Genomic DNA, 16511 nt, shown 5'->3' with positions numbered 1-16511 from the left:
GGAGGGAATGGAACATGGAACTGCGGGTGGGCATCTGTGACGACAGCCAGACCGACGCCGCCTATGTGGAGACCTTTCTGTCTGCCTGGGCCCAGGAGCGGGACCTTGCCCTCCATGTGGAGCGGTTTCCATCGGCAGAGAGTTTTTTGTTCCGCTACGCCGAGGAAAAGCGGTTCGACCTCCTCCTCTTGGACATTGAGATGGGCCAGTTGGATGGAGTGACCATGGCCAAGGAGATTCGCCGGGACAATCAGGACGTCCAGATCGTCTTTATCACCGGGTACTCCGACTATATCGCCGAGGGGTACGAGGTGGCGGCCCTCCACTACCTGCTCAAACCCGTGAATGGGGACAAGTTGCGGGCGGTACTGGACCGGGCGGTGGACAAGGTGCGCCGCCGGGAGCGAGCGCTGACCCTGGAGCAGGGGGGCGAGATGGTGCGCATTCCCCTGGGGGAAATCCGCTACCTGGAGGTGTGCCGCAACTATGTGACGGTGCACGGCAGGGAGGACTATACCACCAAGTCCACCCTCAGCCGCCTGGAGGAGGCCCTGGACGGGCGGTTTCACCGCCTGGGCCGCTCCATGGTGGTGAATCTGGAGGCGGTGCGCCGGGTGACCAAAACCCAGGTGGTGCTCGCCGATGGCAGTGTGCTGCCCCTGCCCCGGGGAGCCTATGAGGGACTGAACCGGGCCATCATCGCCCACAGTTGAGGAGGACACCATGGGATTTCTATCCAAACGGGTGAATGAGAAGCTGGAGAACTACCAGCGGGAACTGCTGGACACCCACTACCAAGAGGTGGAGAACATGTACCGGCAGATGCGGGGCTGGCGGCACGACTACCGCAACCATATCCAGACCATGAAGGCCTACGCTGCCCAGGGGGATTTGGAGGCCATCCGGTCCTATCTGGATCTGCTGGACACGGACTTGAACACCGTGGATACGGTGGTGAAGACGGGCAACGCCATGGCAGACGCCATTTTGAACAGTAAGATTTCTCTGGCCAAGGCCCGGGACATCCCAGTGCATGTGGACGCCCACATCCCGGTGAAGCTCACCATGTCCGAGCTGGACCTGTGCGTCATCCTGGGCAACCTCTTTGACAACGCCATGGAGGCCAGCCTGGCTCTGCCCCCCCAGGAGCGGCTCATCCGGGTGTATATGGACATGAAGGGCACCCAGCTCTACATCTCTTTCACCAACTTTACCGCCACGGGCAAGCTTTCCAAAGTGGGCAAGGGCTTCCGCACCACCAAGGGGGAGGGCCACGGCTTTGGATTGGTGCGCATGGATGCCATTGTGGAGCGCCTGGACGGCTACCTCAGCCGCAACAGTGAGGCGGGGGCCTTTACCACTGAGATTTTAATTCCACAGCTGTGAGGTGCAATTCAGCACCCCAGATTTGCCGTTCGTCCCCGGATTACTCCGGGGGCGAATTTTTGTGATAAGCTACGGGTGAGGTGAGAACATGAAGGAGAAGAAGAAAAAGCCCACATATAACATGTGGCAGAATACCGCCTACTTTGTCAAAGCGGCGTGGGACAACTGTCCTTCAGTGCTGTGGATTTGCCTGCTGTTGGCGGTGGCCACCGCCGGGGCTACGGTGGTGGAAATGCTCTTTGTCCCTGTGGTGCTGGGCCAGGTGGAGGGGCATGTGCCCCTTCCTCAGCTGCTGGCCACCATCGGGGTGTTTACCCTGGCGCTGTTGCTGATGTGGGGGGGAAAGAGCTACTTGAATACCAATGCCCTGTTTGGCCGCATTGAGGTGCGCACGGAGATGTCAGCACGGATTTCACGGAAAATAACCGGAACCTCCTATGCAAATCTATTAGACACGAAATTTCGAGAGTATGAGAATTTGGCATACCGTACCTGCGACGGAAATGCGGATGCAGCCGAGGCGATCTGGACCACCTGGACGGATATTTTGACCAACGTGCTGGGCTTTGTGGTGTATCTGCTGTTGCTCTCAGGTCTCAACGGCTGGATGGTGACTCTGGTGGTGCTCACCACAGCAGTGGGATTTATGGTCAGCCAGCACTTGGAGGGCTGGGGCTATCGCCACCGGGAGGAGCGGGCGGCCAGCCTGAAAACCATTTATTATGCCAAAGATGTGGCAACCAAGCGGGAATATGCCCAGGATATTCGGATATTCGGCTTGCGACCCTGGCTGGACGAGGTGTGGGGAAGTGCCATGCGCGCCTACCAGGCCTTTTTGACCCGACGGGAGCGGGTGTATTTTGGGGTGCATGTGGTGGATGCCCTTCTCACCCTGCTGCGCAACGGCGGCGCCTACGCCTACCTCATCTGGATGACCCTGACCCAGGGATTGCCCGCCTCCCAGTTCCTGCTGTACTTTGCCGCTATCAGCGGCTTTACCCAGTGGGTGAAGGGCATCATGGAGCAGGTTTCCACCCTCCACCGCCAAAGCCTGGAATTGTCCAATCTGCGGGAGTTTTTGGAGTGGCCAGAGCCCTTTGCATTTGAGGAGGGAGCGCCGCTGCCACAAGGTTTGAAGGAGTGCGAGATTCTGCTGGACCATGTGTCCTACCGCTATCCCGGGGCCGAGAAGGACACCATTACGGACCTCTCTTTTACCCTCCATCCGGGGGAGAAGGTGGCCATTGTGGGCCTCAATGGAGCGGGTAAGACCACCTTGGTCAAGCTGCTGTGCGGTTTTTTGGACCCAACTGAGGGAAGTGTCCGTCTCAATGGGGTGGACATCCGCACCTACAACCGCAGAGAATACTATCACCTGTTTTCCGCCGTGTTCCAGGAGTTTTCCGTGCTGGACACTAGCGTAGCGGTGAATGTGGCCCAGCGTGTGGAGGACATCGACCGGGAGCGGGTGGCGAAATGCCTGGAGCAGGCGGGGCTGACCCAGGCGGTGGAAGCTCTGCCCCGGGGGATGGACACCCCCGTGACCCGCAATGTCTTTGAAGATGGGGTGGAGCTGTCCGGAGGACAGATGCAGCGGCTGATGCTGGCCCGGGCGCTGTACCGAGATGCCCCCGTGGTGGTGCTGGATGAGCCCACTGCTGCCCTAGACCCCCTAGCGGAGCACGACATTTACATGAAATACAATTCCATGACCCAGGGAAAGAGCTCTCTATTCATCTCCCACCGTCTGGCCTCCACACGGTTCTGTGACCGGATTCTCTACCTGGAGCATGGCCGCATTGCGGAGGAGGGGACCCATCAGTCCCTGCTGGATCTGGGCGGCGGATATGCCAAACTCTTTGAGGTGCAGAGCCGGTATTACCAGGAAGGAGGGGAGTTTTGATGGAGAAAAATAAGTCTTGGGGAGAAAGCTTGCGCCTGACCCTGCGGGGGTGGCGCATGTGGTGGAAGCTGCGCCCCACTCTGTTGGTGTCTATGGCACTGTCGGCGGTGGTCAAGGCTGTGACCCCCTATACCTCCATTTACTTCTCCGCCCGCATCATCGGGGAACTGTCCCAGGGGCGGAACCCCCAGATGTTGGCCTGGTGGGTGGGCTGGCTGCTGGGCGTGACTGCCGGTTTACTGCTGTTGGGAGGAGCTCTTTCCCGATGGGCCACCTGGGAAAAAGACCAGCTGGATTTTTGGAACAGTAAGTGCAACATGGAAAAGATGATGGATATGGACTACAGTCTTCTGCAACAACAAGAAATCTACGACTTGTATGAGCAGGTCTGGCAGAATGTCCGCTTTGGTGGTTGGGGTATGTATAACCTGCCGCTGTATCTCTCCAACTGCGTGACCTATACCATGCAAGTTCTGATCGGTGTGGCGTTGTCTGTGGGACTGGTAACCCAGAAGATTCCTGCCAGTCATGACCTGGTCTTTCTGAACCACCCCCTATGCCTGGTGGGGGTAGTGGCGGTGATGCTGGGGGTGGCCTTCCTCTCTCCGGTGTGCATCAACCGCAGCAATGCCTATTGGGGCATGAACGGAGAGGAAATGCGGCTGGGGAATCGAATCTTTTCCCGGTTTGGATATTATTCCAATGAGCCTCATCGAACGCTGGATATGCGCATCTATGAACAACAGCCCAACGTGTACCAGTATTATTTGAAAGGACACAATGTGTTCGGAAGCAACGGTCGCTTGGCTCAGTGGGGCAAAGGGCCCATGGGGCTGTGGGCGGCGGCGGGCAAAGGCATTTCTGCCGTTCTCACCGGAGTGGTGTACCTGTATGTGTGTCTGAAATCCTGGGCGGGAGCCTTTGGAGTGGACGGCATCACCCAGTATGTGGGTGCGGTCACCACGCTCTTTGCCGGTGTCGCCGGCCTGATGGAGACCTTGGGAGTACTTCAGTGCAATGCCCGGTATCTGGCGGTGAGTTTGGAGTTTCTAGACGTGGAAAACCAGATGTACCAGGGCACTCTCACCACGGAAAAGCGCTCCGACCGCAACTATCAGGTGGAGTTCCGGGACGTGTCCTTCCGCTACCCGGACAGCGAGGCCTGGGCTCTGCGCCATGTGAACCTGAAATTCCAGGTGGGCAGCCGCCTGGCGGTGGTGGGGGAGAACGGCAGCGGCAAGTCCACCTTCATCAAGCTCCTGTGCCGCCTCTATGACCCCACTGAGGGAGAAATCCTGTTAAACGGTATCGACATCCGCAAATACCAGTACCCCGACTATATCGCCCTGTTCTCGGTGGTGTTCCAGGACTTCCACCTGTTGGCCTTGCCTTTGGGGCAGAATGTGGCAGGGCGGACCCAGTACGACCGGGAGCGGGTGGCCCAGTGCCTCATCCAGGCGGGGGTCATGGACCGGGTAGAGAAGATGGACCAGGGATTGGACACCTATCTCTATAAGGATTTGGAGAAGAAGGGCGTGGAGGTGTCCGGGGGAGAGGCCCAGAAAATCGCCATTGCCCGGGCCCTCTATAAGGACGCCCCCTTTATCATCCTGGACGAACCCACCGCCGCCCTGGACCCCATTGCAGAGGCAGAGGTGTATAGCAAGTTTGACCAGATCGCCGGAGACAAGACGGCGGTGTACATCAGCCACCGTCTCTCCTCCTGCAAGTTCTGCGACGACATTGTGGTCTTCGACCACGGCCACATTGTCCAGCAGGGGAGCCACCAGCAGTTGGTGGAGGCGGACGGTGTGTACGCCCAACTGTGGCAGGCCCAAGCCCAGTATTATCAAAAACAAGAGCAATGAGGAAAGCCCCCGGACAGTATGTCCGGGGGCTTTCCTCAAAATTATGGTGTGAGTGTATATACCAGTTTGCCCATGGCTTTGGCGTACCGTACCGTGTTGCCTGTTCCGCTGGGAGTCCCATTCCATACGGCAATAACCAATCTGCTGTGGTCGATCATGTATTGATTGCGCCGTTGGAAACAATCTTGACTGTACTGGGATTGGAGCAGAGTGACCTGGTTGCACCGCTGGAGGATAGAACGATAACGGCGGCGGCTCTCATAGGGCCAATGGCTGGCCTGGTCCCGGCAAGGCAGGACACACTCCAGAGAGATGGAATAGTCCCGTTGCAGTTCCAGCACCATCTCAGCGGCCCAGGTGTCCACCCCTTGGGCCATACCGGACAAAAAATAGTGGATGTCGTGGTCATGGATGGCGCATAGGATTTCTCCTTTGAGTCGGTGTTTCAGGTTGACGCATCGGGGGTCCTCTTCGTTATAACCCCAGGGAAAGGCCTGGGGACGGTGACCTGTGAAGCAGCATGTGAATTTTCTTGTATCCATATATACACCTCGGTGGGCTATGTATAGCCTATATAGTAGCACACATAGCCTACAAAGTCCAGTGGAATTGGATATGCTATCTACAAACAACGGGAGGTAGATGGCAATGGATACTGTGACCGCTGTTCGCAATCGGATTTTGGAGTTGTGTGGTCAGAGAGAAATTAGCATCAACAAATTGGCGACACTGTCTGCGTTGCCTCCGTCCAGTATTAAGAACATCTTGTACGGAAAAAGCCAGAACCCAAAAATCGTGACCATCAAAATGATTTGTGATGGTCTGGAGATCACTTTGGCAGAGTTTTTCTCCACGCCGGAATTTGATGCCTTGGAGCAAGAAATTAAATAAAAGGCCGCAGGCTGTGCCCAGTCCAAGAGCACAGCCTGCGGTCTTTTGCGTATAGAACATTTGTATGAGATATCTTGTGTAGAAAGGGAGAGTCTGATAAAATAGTGGAAACCATGGAGAGACGAGGAGGGATGGTTATGCAATCCACCGTTGTGTTTCGCAGAGCACAGGAAGAAGACGCTGCGGTCATAGCCAAGCTGCGTCAAGAAATTTGGGCTACCACATACCGAGGCATCTATCCTGACGACATGATCGACCAATTTGACTATGCATGGCATACCCAAAAGGATGCCCAGCGTATTAAAAGCCCGGCTTATGCGGTTTATCTCATAGCACTTAAAGACCATCCCATTGGCTATATCACCCTGCGCATATCTGAGCCTACCCACTTACTCTCCCTATACCTTCGGCAGGAGTACCAACAGCAGGGAATAGGACGCCGTGCATTTGCCTTTATCCGAGAGGTATTTCAGACACTGGGAGTCTCTACCTTCACTTGTGCATGCCAGCCGGACAATGTGCATGCCATGACCTTTTATCATCGCTGTGGGGGTCGTGTGGTGGGGGAGGACCTGAGCAATGAGGAGAGTTGGCAGAATTCTGTGACCTTTCGATTTCGTGTAGAAGAATGAGGAGTACCGCACCATGAACACACCCATTGAGATTGGCAGGGACAAGAGAAAAACAGGCCCCGTGATACGAAGCATCCGCACTATGGACGAGTGTATCGAATTTGTCAGGGGCTTTCATGGGGATGCCCAATTCTCAGACCCCATGCTCACCAATGAGGAACAATTCCAAACAAACCTGGTGAAGTGTGTGGAACATCCGGACCGGCACTGTGCGCTGGGCGTGTATCTGGGGGAGCAATTGATCGGCTTGTTCACATTTCTGGTCTTGACAGAGGAGCGATATTTGGAGATGCTTGTGGGCCTGTCCCGTGATCGCCGTGCCTATGCAGAGATGTTCCGCTATTTGGAGCACCACTATCCGGGGTACAGCGCCGACTTTGTATTCAATTCTCAAAATCATCTGTGGAAGCAGCTGCTGGAAGAGCGAAACGCAGAGTTTGAACCGGAACAGCAGAAAATGGTGCTGGATGCGCCTGCTGCGGACCTTGACACCTCTGGGGTGGAATTGTTCACGCCTGAGTACCAAGAATCGTATTTGTCCATGCATTATCAAGAGACCTACTGGACCGGGGAGAAGGTTCTGGCAGCAGCAGATCGGTTCCGGGTATTTCTGGCCATTCATGAGGGAAAGGTGGTGGGCTACTTGGATGTAACCTACTGCTTTGAGCAAAATGAGCCCTATGACCTGTTTGTTTTGGAGGAGTACCGGAGAATGGGATTTGGCCGGAAGCTTTTGGCGCAAGCGTTGAAGTGCAATGGGCCCAAAGGCATGATGGCTATGGTGGATGTGGAGGCTGTTGCGGCAATTCGCTTGTTTGAGTCTATGGGTTTTCAACGGGCGAAACATGAGAATAATGTAACGGCACACTGGACGGTGCCGGGAAGAGAGGATAGAGAACAACTATGAATATCGGTTTGGCTTCCGTGGCGGTTGTGACCCGGGATACCCAGCGCAATGTGGCGGCTATGGTGGCAGCGATGAAACTGTACAAGGGGAAGTGTGACTTCCTGGTGTTCGGAGAGACTGCGCTGCAAGGCTTTGATAGTTTAACATGGGACTATGAGATAGACCGCTACACCGCTGTGGTACAGGCGTCACTTCCCATCTGCAAAATGCAAAAAGCGGCACGGTGCCTTGGTATGGGGGTTTCTTTTGGCTATCTAGAGAGGAGCGAGGATAAAATATACAGCAGCCAGATTGTGATCGATCAACATGGAGAAGTGGTCCATAATTTCTGCCGTGTTAGTGAAGGATGGAAAGCCTATTGGCGCACGGATCACCACTACTGTGAAGGGGGCGGGTTTGAGACGTTCTATTATGAGGGCAAGAAAATAGCCGTTGCTCTGTGCGGCGATCTGTGGACGGAGGGCCGCCCGGAGGAAATGAAAGCTCTGAACCCGGATGTGGTGTTGTGGCCTGTGTGGTGTGACTTTCCATGCCAGGCGTGGAACCAGAAGGTAAAGTATGAGTATGCGCAACAAGCGGCTCGCTGTGGGGAGCGTGTGCTGTATGTCAACCCATTTTGTATGGACACCTGGGCAAGGGACGCAGCTAGCGGAGGGGCGGCGTATTTCCAAGGCGGCACTGTTATGGCGGAACTTCCGGCGGGAAAACCCGGCGTGCTAATCGTATCTATATAGTAGAACAGGCGCACCGCGGTGCGCCTGTAACACTAGTATCTATTATGTTGATTACCTAGGGTTGCGAATAGCCGCCTGTGCCGCAGCCAGCCGGGCAATAGGCACCCGGAAGGGGGAGCAGGAGACATAGTCCAGGCCCACGTTGTGGAAGAACTGCACCGAGGAGGCCTCGCCGCCGTGCTCGCCGCACACGCCCAGCTTCAGACCGGGCTTGGTCTTGCGTCCCAGAGTAGCAGCCATCTCCACCAGGCGGCCCACACCAACCTGATCCAGGCGCTGGAAGGGATCGAACTCGTAAATTTTCTTGTCGTAGTAGGACTCCAGGAACTTTCCGGCATCGTCACGGGAGAAGCCGAAGGTCATCTGGGTCAGGTCGTTGGTACCGAAGGAGAAGAAGTCGGCCTCCTTGGCGATCTCGTCGGCGGTGAGGGCGGCTCTGGGAATCTCAATCATGGTGCCCACCTTGTACTCCATGTTGGTGCCGGACTCGCGGATGAGCTGGTCGGCGGTCTCAACCACCACGCCCTTGACGTAAGCCAGCTCCTTGACCTCGCCCACCAGAGGAATCATGATCTCGGGCACGATGGTCCACTCAGGGTGCTTGGCCTGGACGTTCAGAGCGGCCTTGATGACGGCGCGGGTTTGCATCCGGGCGATCTCAGGATAGGTGACCGCCAGACGGCAGCCACGGTGACCCATCATGGGGTTGAACTCGTGGAGGCTGGCGATGATGGCCTTGACGTCGGCCACACTCATGAACATGGCGTTGGCCAGCTGCTGGATGTCCGGCTCGTCGGTGGGGACGAACTCGTGGAGGGGGGGATCCAGGAAGCGGATGGTGATGGGGTTGCCCTCCATGGCCTCGTACATGGCCTCAAAGTCGCCCTGCTGCATGGGCTCCAGCTTGGCCAGAGCCTTTTCCCGCTGCTCGGTGGTGTCCGAGCAGATCATTTCCCGGATGGCCAGGATGCGCTCACCCTCAAAGAACATGTGCTCGGTACGGCACAGGCCGATGCCCTGGGCGCCAAACTTCATGGCCTGACGGGCGTCTCTGGGGTTGTCGGCGTTGGTGCGCACCTGGAGACTGCGATACTTGTCGGCCCAGGCCATAATGCGGCCAAACTCGCCGCCAATGGAGGCATCCACGGTGGGCAGAGGCTGGCCGTAGATGTTACCGGTGGAGCCGTCCAGGCTCAGCCAGTCGCCTTCTTTGTATACACGGCCAGCCAGCTCGAACTGACGGTTGGCCTCGTCCATCTTAATGGCGCCACAGCCGGAGACGCAGCAGGTGCCCATGCCACGGGCCACCACAGCGGCGTGGGAGGTCATGCCACCACGGACGGTGAGAATGCCCCGGGAGGCAGCCATGCCTTCGATGTCCTCGGGGCTAGTCTCCAGACGGACCAGGACAACGGGCTCACCACGGTTGGCCCACTCCTTGGCGTCCTCGGCGGTAAACACAATACGGCCACAGGCAGCGCCGGGGGAGGCGGGGAGGGCGGTGCCCACGGGGGAGGCGTTTTTCAGAGCCTCGGGGTCAAACTGGGGGTGGAGCAGAGAGTCCAGATTGCGGGCGTCAATCATCAGCACAGCCTGCTGCTCGGTGATCTGACCTTCGTCCACCAGGTCACAGGCGATTTTCAGAGCGGCGGTGGCGGTGCGCTTGCCGTTCCGGGTCTGGAGCATGTACAGCTTGCCGTTTTCCACGGTAAACTCCATGTCCTGCATGTCGTGATAGTGGTCCTCCAGGGCCCTGGCAGCGGCCTCAAAGCGAATGTACGCCTCGGGGAACTTCTCGGCCATCTGGCTGATGGGCATGGGGGTGCGCACGCCGGCCACCACGTCCTCGCCCTGGGCGTTGACCAGGAACTCGCCCATGATCTTCTTCTCGCCGGTGGCGGGGTTGCGGGAGAAGGCCACGCCCGTGCCGCAGTTGTCGCCCATGTTGCCGAATACCATGGCCTGCACGTTGACGGCAGTGCCCCAGGAGCTGGGGATGTCGTTCATACGGCGGTAGACAATGGCACGGGGGTTGTTCCAGGAGCGGAACACGGCGTTGACAGCGCCCATCAGCTGCTCCTTGGGGTCGGTGGGGAAGTCGGCGCCCACTTTTTCCTTGTACTCGGCCTTGAACTGCTCGGCCAGCTCTTTCAGGTCGTCAGCGGTGAGCTCCACGTCCTGGGTGACACCCCGGGCGTGCTTCATCTCGTCGATGAGCTCCTCAAAATACTTCTTGCCCACTTCCATGACCACGTCGGAGTACATCTGGATGAAGCGGCGATAGCAGTCATAGGCCCAGCGGGGATTGCTGGACTTCTCGGCCATGACCTGGACCACCTCTTCGTTGAGGCCCAGGTTCAGAATGGTGTCCATCATGCCGGGCATAGAGGCCCGAGCACCAGAGCGGACGGAGACCAGCAGGGGGTTCTCGTGATCGCCGAACTTCTTGCCGGTGATCTCTTCCATCTTGACGATATATTCCAGAATCTGCTCTTGGATTTCTGGGGCGATGGCCTGACCGTCCTCGTAGTAACGGGTGCAGGCCTCAGTGGTAATGGTAAATCCCTGGGGAACGGGCATGCCCAAGTTGGTCATCTCGGCCAGGTTGGCGCCCTTGCCGCCCAACAATTCTCTCATGTTGCCGTTTCCTTCGGAAAACAAATAGACATACTTGTGAGACATATACATTCCTCCGTTTTCGTGTGCTGCCCTTTACCAGGGAAAAGCTTATGATGACATTCTAGATAGATATGACCAAAAAGTCAAGAAGAATTTCGTGCGGTTTGTGCAAAGTGGCGATGTCAATTGGGCAAAAATGCGAGAAGAAGGCTTCTGTGCAAAAACGCGAAAATGGCGCTTCTCGAGGCTGTGAACTTGATTTTTGCAATAAAAATTTGCATCGGTGCAAAAATCCGTTGACAAAATAGCGGTTCATGCTATACTGAACACAGAATTACTTCAACAGATAGTTTTAGGAAAAAAGGCGGAGAAGGACAACCTTTTTTCTCCACTGGGCCGGGGTGGTTTCAGCCGGACGAATCGAAAGAAAAGGGGAATGAACAATGGGTTACACCAAGGAAGACATCATTCGCATTGTCAAGGAAGAGGATATTAACTTCATTCGCATGCAGTTTACCGACATTTTCGGTCAGCTGAAGAATGTGGCCATCACCGCTTCCCAGATTGAGAAGGCTCTGAACAACCAGATCACTCTGGACGGCTCCTCCATCGAGGGTTTTGTGCGTATCAACGAGTCTGACCAGTATCTGTACCCCGATCTGGACAGCTTTGCCATCTTCCCCTGGCGTCCCCAGCACGGCCGTGTGGCCCGGCTGATCTGCGACGTGTACAACCCCGACGGCACTCCCTTTGTGGGCGATCCCCGTGGTGTTCTCAAGCGGGTGCTGAAGAAGGCCCACGACATGGGCTATGATGCCTTCAACGTGGGGCCCGAGCCCGAGTTCTTCCTCTTCAAGACTGACGAGGAGGGCCGTCCCACCACCAAGACCAACGATGAGGCCGGTTACTTTGACCTGGGCCCCCTGGACCACGGCGAGTCCACCCGTCGGGAGATCTGCCTGGCCCTGGAGAAGATGGGCTATGAGATCGAGGCCTCTCACCACGAGGTGGCCCCCGGTCAGCACGAGATCGACTTCAAGTACTCCGACGCTGTGCAGTGCGCCGATAAAATCATGACCTTCAAGCTGGCGGTGAAGACCATCGCTCAGAAGAACGGCCTCCACGCCACCTTTATGCCCAAGCCCATTTTCGGCATTGCCGGTTCCGGTATGCACGTGAACATGTCCTTGTTCCGCAACGGCAAGAACGTGTTCTTTGATGAGAACGGCGACAAGAAGCTGTCCCATGAGGCCTACGCCTTCATGGCTGGTATTCTCCACCACATGAAGGGTATCACCGCCATCGCCAACCCCCTGGTCAACTCCTACAAGCGTCTGGTGCCCGGCTATGAGGCCCCCTGCTACATGGCCTGGTCTGCCTCCAACCGTTCCGCCCTCATCCGCATCCCCGCCGCCCGTGGCCAGTCCACCCGTGTGGAGTTGCGCAGCCCCGATCCCGCCTGCAACCCCTATTTGACCCTGGCCGTGTGCCTGGCTGCCGGTCTGGATGGCATTGAGCGGAATCTGACCCTCCCCGCCGAGATCACCGAGAACATCTTCGACATGACCCCCGCCACCCGCAAGCGCCGGGGCATCGAGGCTCTGCCCGGCTCTCTGGACGAGGCTCTGGTGCTGATGAAGAAGGACAAGCTCATCATGTCCACCCTGGGTGAGCACGTGGCCTGCCAGTTCATCGCCGGCAAGGAGAGAGAATGGGAGGAGTATCGCACTCGTGTGTCCAGCTGGGAGCTGGACAAGTACATGATCAACTATTGATCGCTCCCGCTGCCCTTGGGCAACAGGTGATGGGAGGAGTGTGAGATCTTGTGCAAAAAGTAATCGTAGCCTTTGAAAACCGCAAGACAGCGGCCAGCATTTCCGAGGTGCTGGAGAGCGGCGGTGTGGCAGAGTGTGTGGTGTGCCACAGCGCCTCCGAGGTGCGCCGCCTGGTGAACAAGCAGGGGCTGGGCGTGGTGGTGTGCGGGTTCAAGTTCCCTGATGGAGCGGGGGAGGACCTGTACTACGACCTGCCGCAACAGTGTGTGATGCTGATGGTGGCCCCCCAGAATCGGCTGGAGCTGTGCGAAACCGAGGAGATCTTCCAGCTGCCTGCTCCGGTGAGCCGGGGAGACCTGCTGGCGTCGGTGCGGATGCTGCTGCAATTTGCCCGCCGTCGGGTCTCCAAGTACCCGGTGCACATCCACCGCAGTGAGGAGGAGAACCAGCTGGTGGCTCAGGCCAAGGCGCTGCTCATGGACCGACACGGCATGACAGAGGCACAGGCCCACCGCTTTCTGCAAAAGGAGAGCATGGACCACGGCTCCAAGCTGGCGGAGACTGCCCGCATTGTGCTTGGGAATTCCATATGATTGATTGGTGAGGAACAGCCTGAGGGCTGTTCCTCGCTTTTTTCGGGTATCTCTCCTTCCTTCCCTTCATATAACACCAGGGAAGGGAGTGGTGGTATGAACTTCACCAAAATGCACGGGCTGGGCAACGACTATATCTTCCTCTACTGCCCTCAAGGGGAGCCGGAGGGGGCGGAGGAGCTGGCCCGGCAGCTGTCCCACCGCCATACCGGGGTGGGGGGAGACGGGCTGATCTGCATTTGTCCATCGGAGAACGCAGACTTCCGCATGGCCATGTTCAATGCGGATGGCTCCCGGGGGACCATGTGCGGCAATGGCATCCGCTGCCTGGGCAAGTACGTATACGACCGGAAGCTGACCACGAAAACCCGCCTCACTGTGGAGACCGGGGGCGGTGTCCGCACCTTGGACCTTCAAGTGGAGGGAGGAAAGGTGGCGGAGGTTACCGTGGATATGGGAGTGCCCCAGGTGGGCAAGCCCATGGCCTTGCAAGTGGAGGACATCCAGGTGGAGGGCACTCCTGTGTGGATGGGAAATCCCCACCTGGTGTGTCTGGTGGAGGATGTAGCGGCGGTGGACGTGACATGTCTGGGGCCCCAGCTGGAGTACCATCCTAAGCTGTCCCAGCGGGTGAATGTGGAGTTTGTGGCCCCCCGGGACAGGGCCCACATTGCCATGCGGGTGTGGGAGCGGGGTAGCGGGGAGACCATGGCCTGCGGCACCGGAGCCAGCGCCACTCTGGCCGCTCTGGCCTCCTCTGGCGTGACGGAACGGAGCGCAGTGGTGGCCCTGCCTGGCGGGGAGCTGTCCATCTCCTGGGGGGAGGATGGGCACGTGCATATGACGGGACCCGCTGTGACGGTGTTCGACGGTGAACTTACCCATTGACCCCAGGTGGAAGATGTTGTACAATAAACGGAGAATTTTAATGCTGTAAACAGCTGAATACAGGAGGAACACCCATGGCCACCATCAACGAAAACTATTTGAAATTGCCCGGCAGCTATCTCTTCTCGGAAATTGCCCGGAGAGTGGCGGCATATGCCCAGGCAAACCCGGATAAATCCCTCATCAAGCTGGGCATCGGAGACGTGACCCGGCCTCTGGCTCCTGCTGTCACCGAGGCCATGCACAAGGCGGTGGACGAGATGGCCACCGGGGCTGGCTTCCACGGCTACGGTCCCGAGCAGGGCTATGAGTTCCTGCGCCAAGCCATTGCCCAGCACGACTACGCCGCCCGGGGCGTCACCATTGCCCCCGATGAGATTTTTGTCTCTGACGGCGCCAAGAGCGACTGCGGCAACATCGGGGACATCTTCGGTGTGGACAACGTGGTGGCTGTGTGTGACCCCGTGTACCCTGTGTATGTGGACACCAACGCCATGGCAGGCCGAGCCGGGGACTATGACGAGGCCAGCCAGCACTGGTCCAAGCTGGTGTATATGCCCTGCACCGCCGAAAATGGCTTCTCTCCCGCCATCCCGGAGGAGAAGGTGGACCTCATCTACCTCTGCTTCCCCAACAACCCCACCGGAGCGGTGGCCAGCCGGGAACAGCTGGAGGCATGGGTGGCCTATGCCAATGAAAACGATGCGGTGATTCTCTACGACTCCGCCTATGAGGCCTTCATCACCCAGGAGGACGTCCCCCACACCATCTTTGAAATTGAAGGGGCCAAGACCTGCGCCATTGAGTTCCGCTCCTTCTCCAAGACCGCCGGCTTCACCGGCACCCGCTGTGCCTACACCGTGGTGCCCAAGGAGCTGGTGCGGGGCGGGGCCTCCCTCAACAGCCTGTGGAACCGCCGCCAGTGCACCAAGTTCAACGGCGTGCCCTACGTGGTGCAGCGGGGCGCGGAAGCGGTGTACTCCCCCGAGGGTCAGGCTCAGGTCAAGGAGACCATCGCCTACTATCAGCGTAACGCCCAGGTCATCCGGGAGGGGCTGACCAAAGCGGGCCTCACCGTGTCCGGCGGCGTCAACGCCCCATACATCTGGGTCAAGACCCCGGAGGGAATGGGCTCCTGGGAGTTCTTCGATCTGCTGCTGGAGCGCGCCAACGTGGTCACCACCCCCGGTGCAGGCTTTGGTCCCAGCGGCGAGGGTTACATCCGAGTCACCGCCTTTGGCGATGCCCAGGCCACTCAGGAGGCAGTGGAGCGCATTGTGTCTGTGCTGGGCTGAATTTCATAGAATCGTTCGAGAACTGTCTCGCCACCCGGCGGGGCAGTTCTTTTTTGCCTGTCATACCCCGGGACAGGCCCTCATACAATGGGGTGTACCATACGAAAGGGAGGGAGTTACATGGTGGACAGCCCATTTCAGCAGGTGGTTGCCCTGATGCCTCAACATCTCCGGTGTGCCCTCAAACAGCTGCCCCAGGAGAAGCGGGAACGGGCGGAGGAGATCCGCCTGCGTCAGGGATTTCTGCCCACGGTGCTGGACGAAGACGGAGAACAGGATGTGGGAGAGCTGGTCGTGACGGGGGAACTGCTCCGGCAGGTGCTGGAACAGGCCAGCCAGGCCTCTGCCCACACGGTGCTGGACCAGGTGCAGCGGGGGTTTCTCACCCTGCGGGGCGGGCACCGCATCGGCATCTGCGGCACTGCCGTGGTGCGGGACGGGAAGGTGGCCACCTTGCGGGAGATTTCCTCTCTGTCTGTGCGCATTGCCCGCCCGGTGGTGGGACAGGCTGAGGCCCTGCTTCCCCAACTGATGGAGGGGGAGCGGCTGCAAAATACCCTGATTTTTGCTCCGCCGGGGGCGGGGAAGACCACCCTGCTCCGGGACTTGGTGCGGGGACTGTCCGACGGGGTGGCCGCGCCTCCGTTGCGTCTGGCAGTGGCAGACGAGCGGGGAGAGATTGCCGCCATGTGGCAGGGTGCCCCTCAGATGTATGTGGGGCGGCACACCGACATTCTGGACGGGTGCGGTAAAGCCGCTGCGGTGTCCATTCTGCTGCGGGGCATGAATCCACAGGTCATCGCCATGGATGAGATCACCCAGATGGAGGATGTGGAGGCCATGGTCCAGGCGGTGGGGTGTGGGGTATCCCTGCTGGCCACTGCCCACGGGGCATGTATGGAGGATTTCCAACGGCGTCCGGTGTATCGCCGCCTGTGGCAGTCCGGAGTGTTTCGCCGGGTGGTACTGCTCCGAGGCAGCGGAACAAACCGCACCGCCCGGGTGGAGGTGGTGGCAGGC

Annotated in this window: 15 protein-coding genes; 13 read left to right on the top strand and 2 right to left on the bottom strand. The window is 58.3% G+C overall.

Annotated features, from left to right (window positions below; genetic code table 11):
* The first annotated feature begins 14 nt into the window (after positions 1-14).
* The 4 genes from B5F22_RS12780 to B5F22_RS08980 all read left to right on the top strand — a co-directional run bounded on the left by B5F22_RS12780 (position 15) and on the right by B5F22_RS08980 (position 5157).
* A complete protein-coding gene (locus tag B5F22_RS12780) occupies positions 15-713 on the top strand; it encodes a LytTR family DNA-binding domain-containing protein (RefSeq protein WP_087392309.1) in 699 nt (232 codons plus the stop codon).
* Between the two features lie 10 nt (positions 714-723).
* Entirely contained in the window at positions 724-1386 is a 663-nt protein-coding gene (locus B5F22_RS08990; protein WP_087229243.1) for an ATP-binding protein, read from the top strand.
* A gap of 121 nt (positions 1387-1507) precedes the next feature.
* Positions 1508-3289 (top strand): ABC transporter ATP-binding protein, encoded by a 1782-nt coding sequence (locus B5F22_RS08985; RefSeq protein WP_242955094.1) that lies wholly within the window; start codon positions 1508-1510, stop codon positions 3287-3289.
* Complete coding sequence (locus tag B5F22_RS08980; RefSeq protein ID WP_087392307.1) at positions 3289-5157, top strand: ABC transporter ATP-binding protein; 1869 nt, start codon at positions 3289-3291, stop codon at positions 5155-5157. The genes B5F22_RS08985 and B5F22_RS08980 overlap by 1 nt, the downstream gene beginning before the upstream one ends.
* Before the next feature lie 41 nt (positions 5158-5198).
* Here B5F22_RS08980 and B5F22_RS08975 read toward each other — a convergent pair whose 3' ends face one another.
* Entirely contained in the window at positions 5199-5699 is a 501-nt protein-coding gene (locus B5F22_RS08975) for an SLOG family protein (RefSeq protein ID WP_087392306.1), read from the bottom strand.
* Between the two features lie 106 nt (positions 5700-5805).
* On the opposite strand from B5F22_RS08975, the gene B5F22_RS08970 reads away from it, so the two are divergent.
* The 4 genes from B5F22_RS08970 (at position 5806) to B5F22_RS08955 (ending at position 8321) form a co-directional block, all read left to right on the top strand.
* Positions 5806-6048, top strand: a complete 243-nt coding sequence (locus tag B5F22_RS08970) for a helix-turn-helix transcriptional regulator (RefSeq protein ID WP_087392305.1) — start codon at positions 5806-5808, stop codon at positions 6046-6048.
* 137 nt (positions 6049-6185) lie between these two features.
* Positions 6186-6680 (top strand): GNAT family N-acetyltransferase, encoded by a 495-nt coding sequence (locus tag B5F22_RS08965; protein ID WP_158096670.1) that lies wholly within the window; start codon positions 6186-6188, stop codon positions 6678-6680.
* 13 nt (positions 6681-6693) lie between these two features.
* Positions 6694-7587, top strand: coding sequence for a GNAT family N-acetyltransferase (locus tag B5F22_RS08960; protein WP_087392303.1), 894 nt, complete (start codon positions 6694-6696; stop codon positions 7585-7587).
* The gene (locus B5F22_RS08955) at positions 7584-8321 is read left to right on the top strand and encodes a carbon-nitrogen hydrolase family protein (protein ID WP_087392302.1); all 738 of its coding nucleotides are present in this window, start codon (positions 7584-7586) and stop codon (positions 8319-8321) included. Before B5F22_RS08960 ends, B5F22_RS08955 begins: the two co-directional genes overlap by 4 nt.
* A 51-nt stretch (positions 8322-8372) precedes the next feature.
* Here B5F22_RS08955 and ppdK read toward each other — a convergent pair whose 3' ends face one another.
* Positions 8373-11003 (bottom strand): pyruvate, phosphate dikinase, encoded by a 2631-nt coding sequence (gene ppdK, locus B5F22_RS08950; RefSeq protein ID WP_087392301.1) that lies wholly within the window; start codon positions 11001-11003, stop codon positions 8373-8375.
* A 380-nt stretch (positions 11004-11383) separates the two neighbouring features.
* Here ppdK and glnA point away from each other — a divergent pair, with 380 nt between their 5' ends.
* From glnA to B5F22_RS08925, 5 genes are all read left to right on the top strand, one after another.
* The gene (gene glnA / locus B5F22_RS08945; RefSeq protein ID WP_087369214.1) at positions 11384-12715 is read left to right on the top strand and encodes a type I glutamate--ammonia ligase; all 1332 of its coding nucleotides are present in this window, start codon (positions 11384-11386) and stop codon (positions 12713-12715) included.
* Between the two features lie 50 nt (positions 12716-12765).
* A complete protein-coding gene (locus tag B5F22_RS08940; protein ID WP_087229265.1) occupies positions 12766-13308 on the top strand; it encodes an ANTAR domain-containing protein in 543 nt (180 codons plus the stop codon).
* A 96-nt stretch (positions 13309-13404) separates the two neighbouring features.
* Entirely contained in the window at positions 13405-14196 is a 792-nt protein-coding gene (gene dapF, locus B5F22_RS08935; RefSeq protein ID WP_087392300.1) for a diaminopimelate epimerase, read from the top strand.
* 74 nt (positions 14197-14270) lie between these two features.
* Positions 14271-15491, top strand: coding sequence for an LL-diaminopimelate aminotransferase (locus tag B5F22_RS08930; RefSeq protein ID WP_087392299.1), 1221 nt, complete (start codon positions 14271-14273; stop codon positions 15489-15491).
* Positions 15492-15611: 120 nt separating this feature from the next.
* The coding region (locus B5F22_RS08925; protein WP_143482221.1) for a stage III sporulation protein AB at positions 15612-16511 on the top strand (900 nt) is incomplete at its 3' end.

The sequence above is a fragment of the Pseudoflavonifractor sp. An187 genome (genome assembly GCF_002160275.1).
Classification (GTDB): Bacteria; Bacillota; Clostridia; order Oscillospirales; family Oscillospiraceae; genus Enterenecus; species Enterenecus faecium.
Note: the sequence above shows the minus strand (reverse complement) of the source record. Positions and strands in the feature narration are given on the sequence as shown.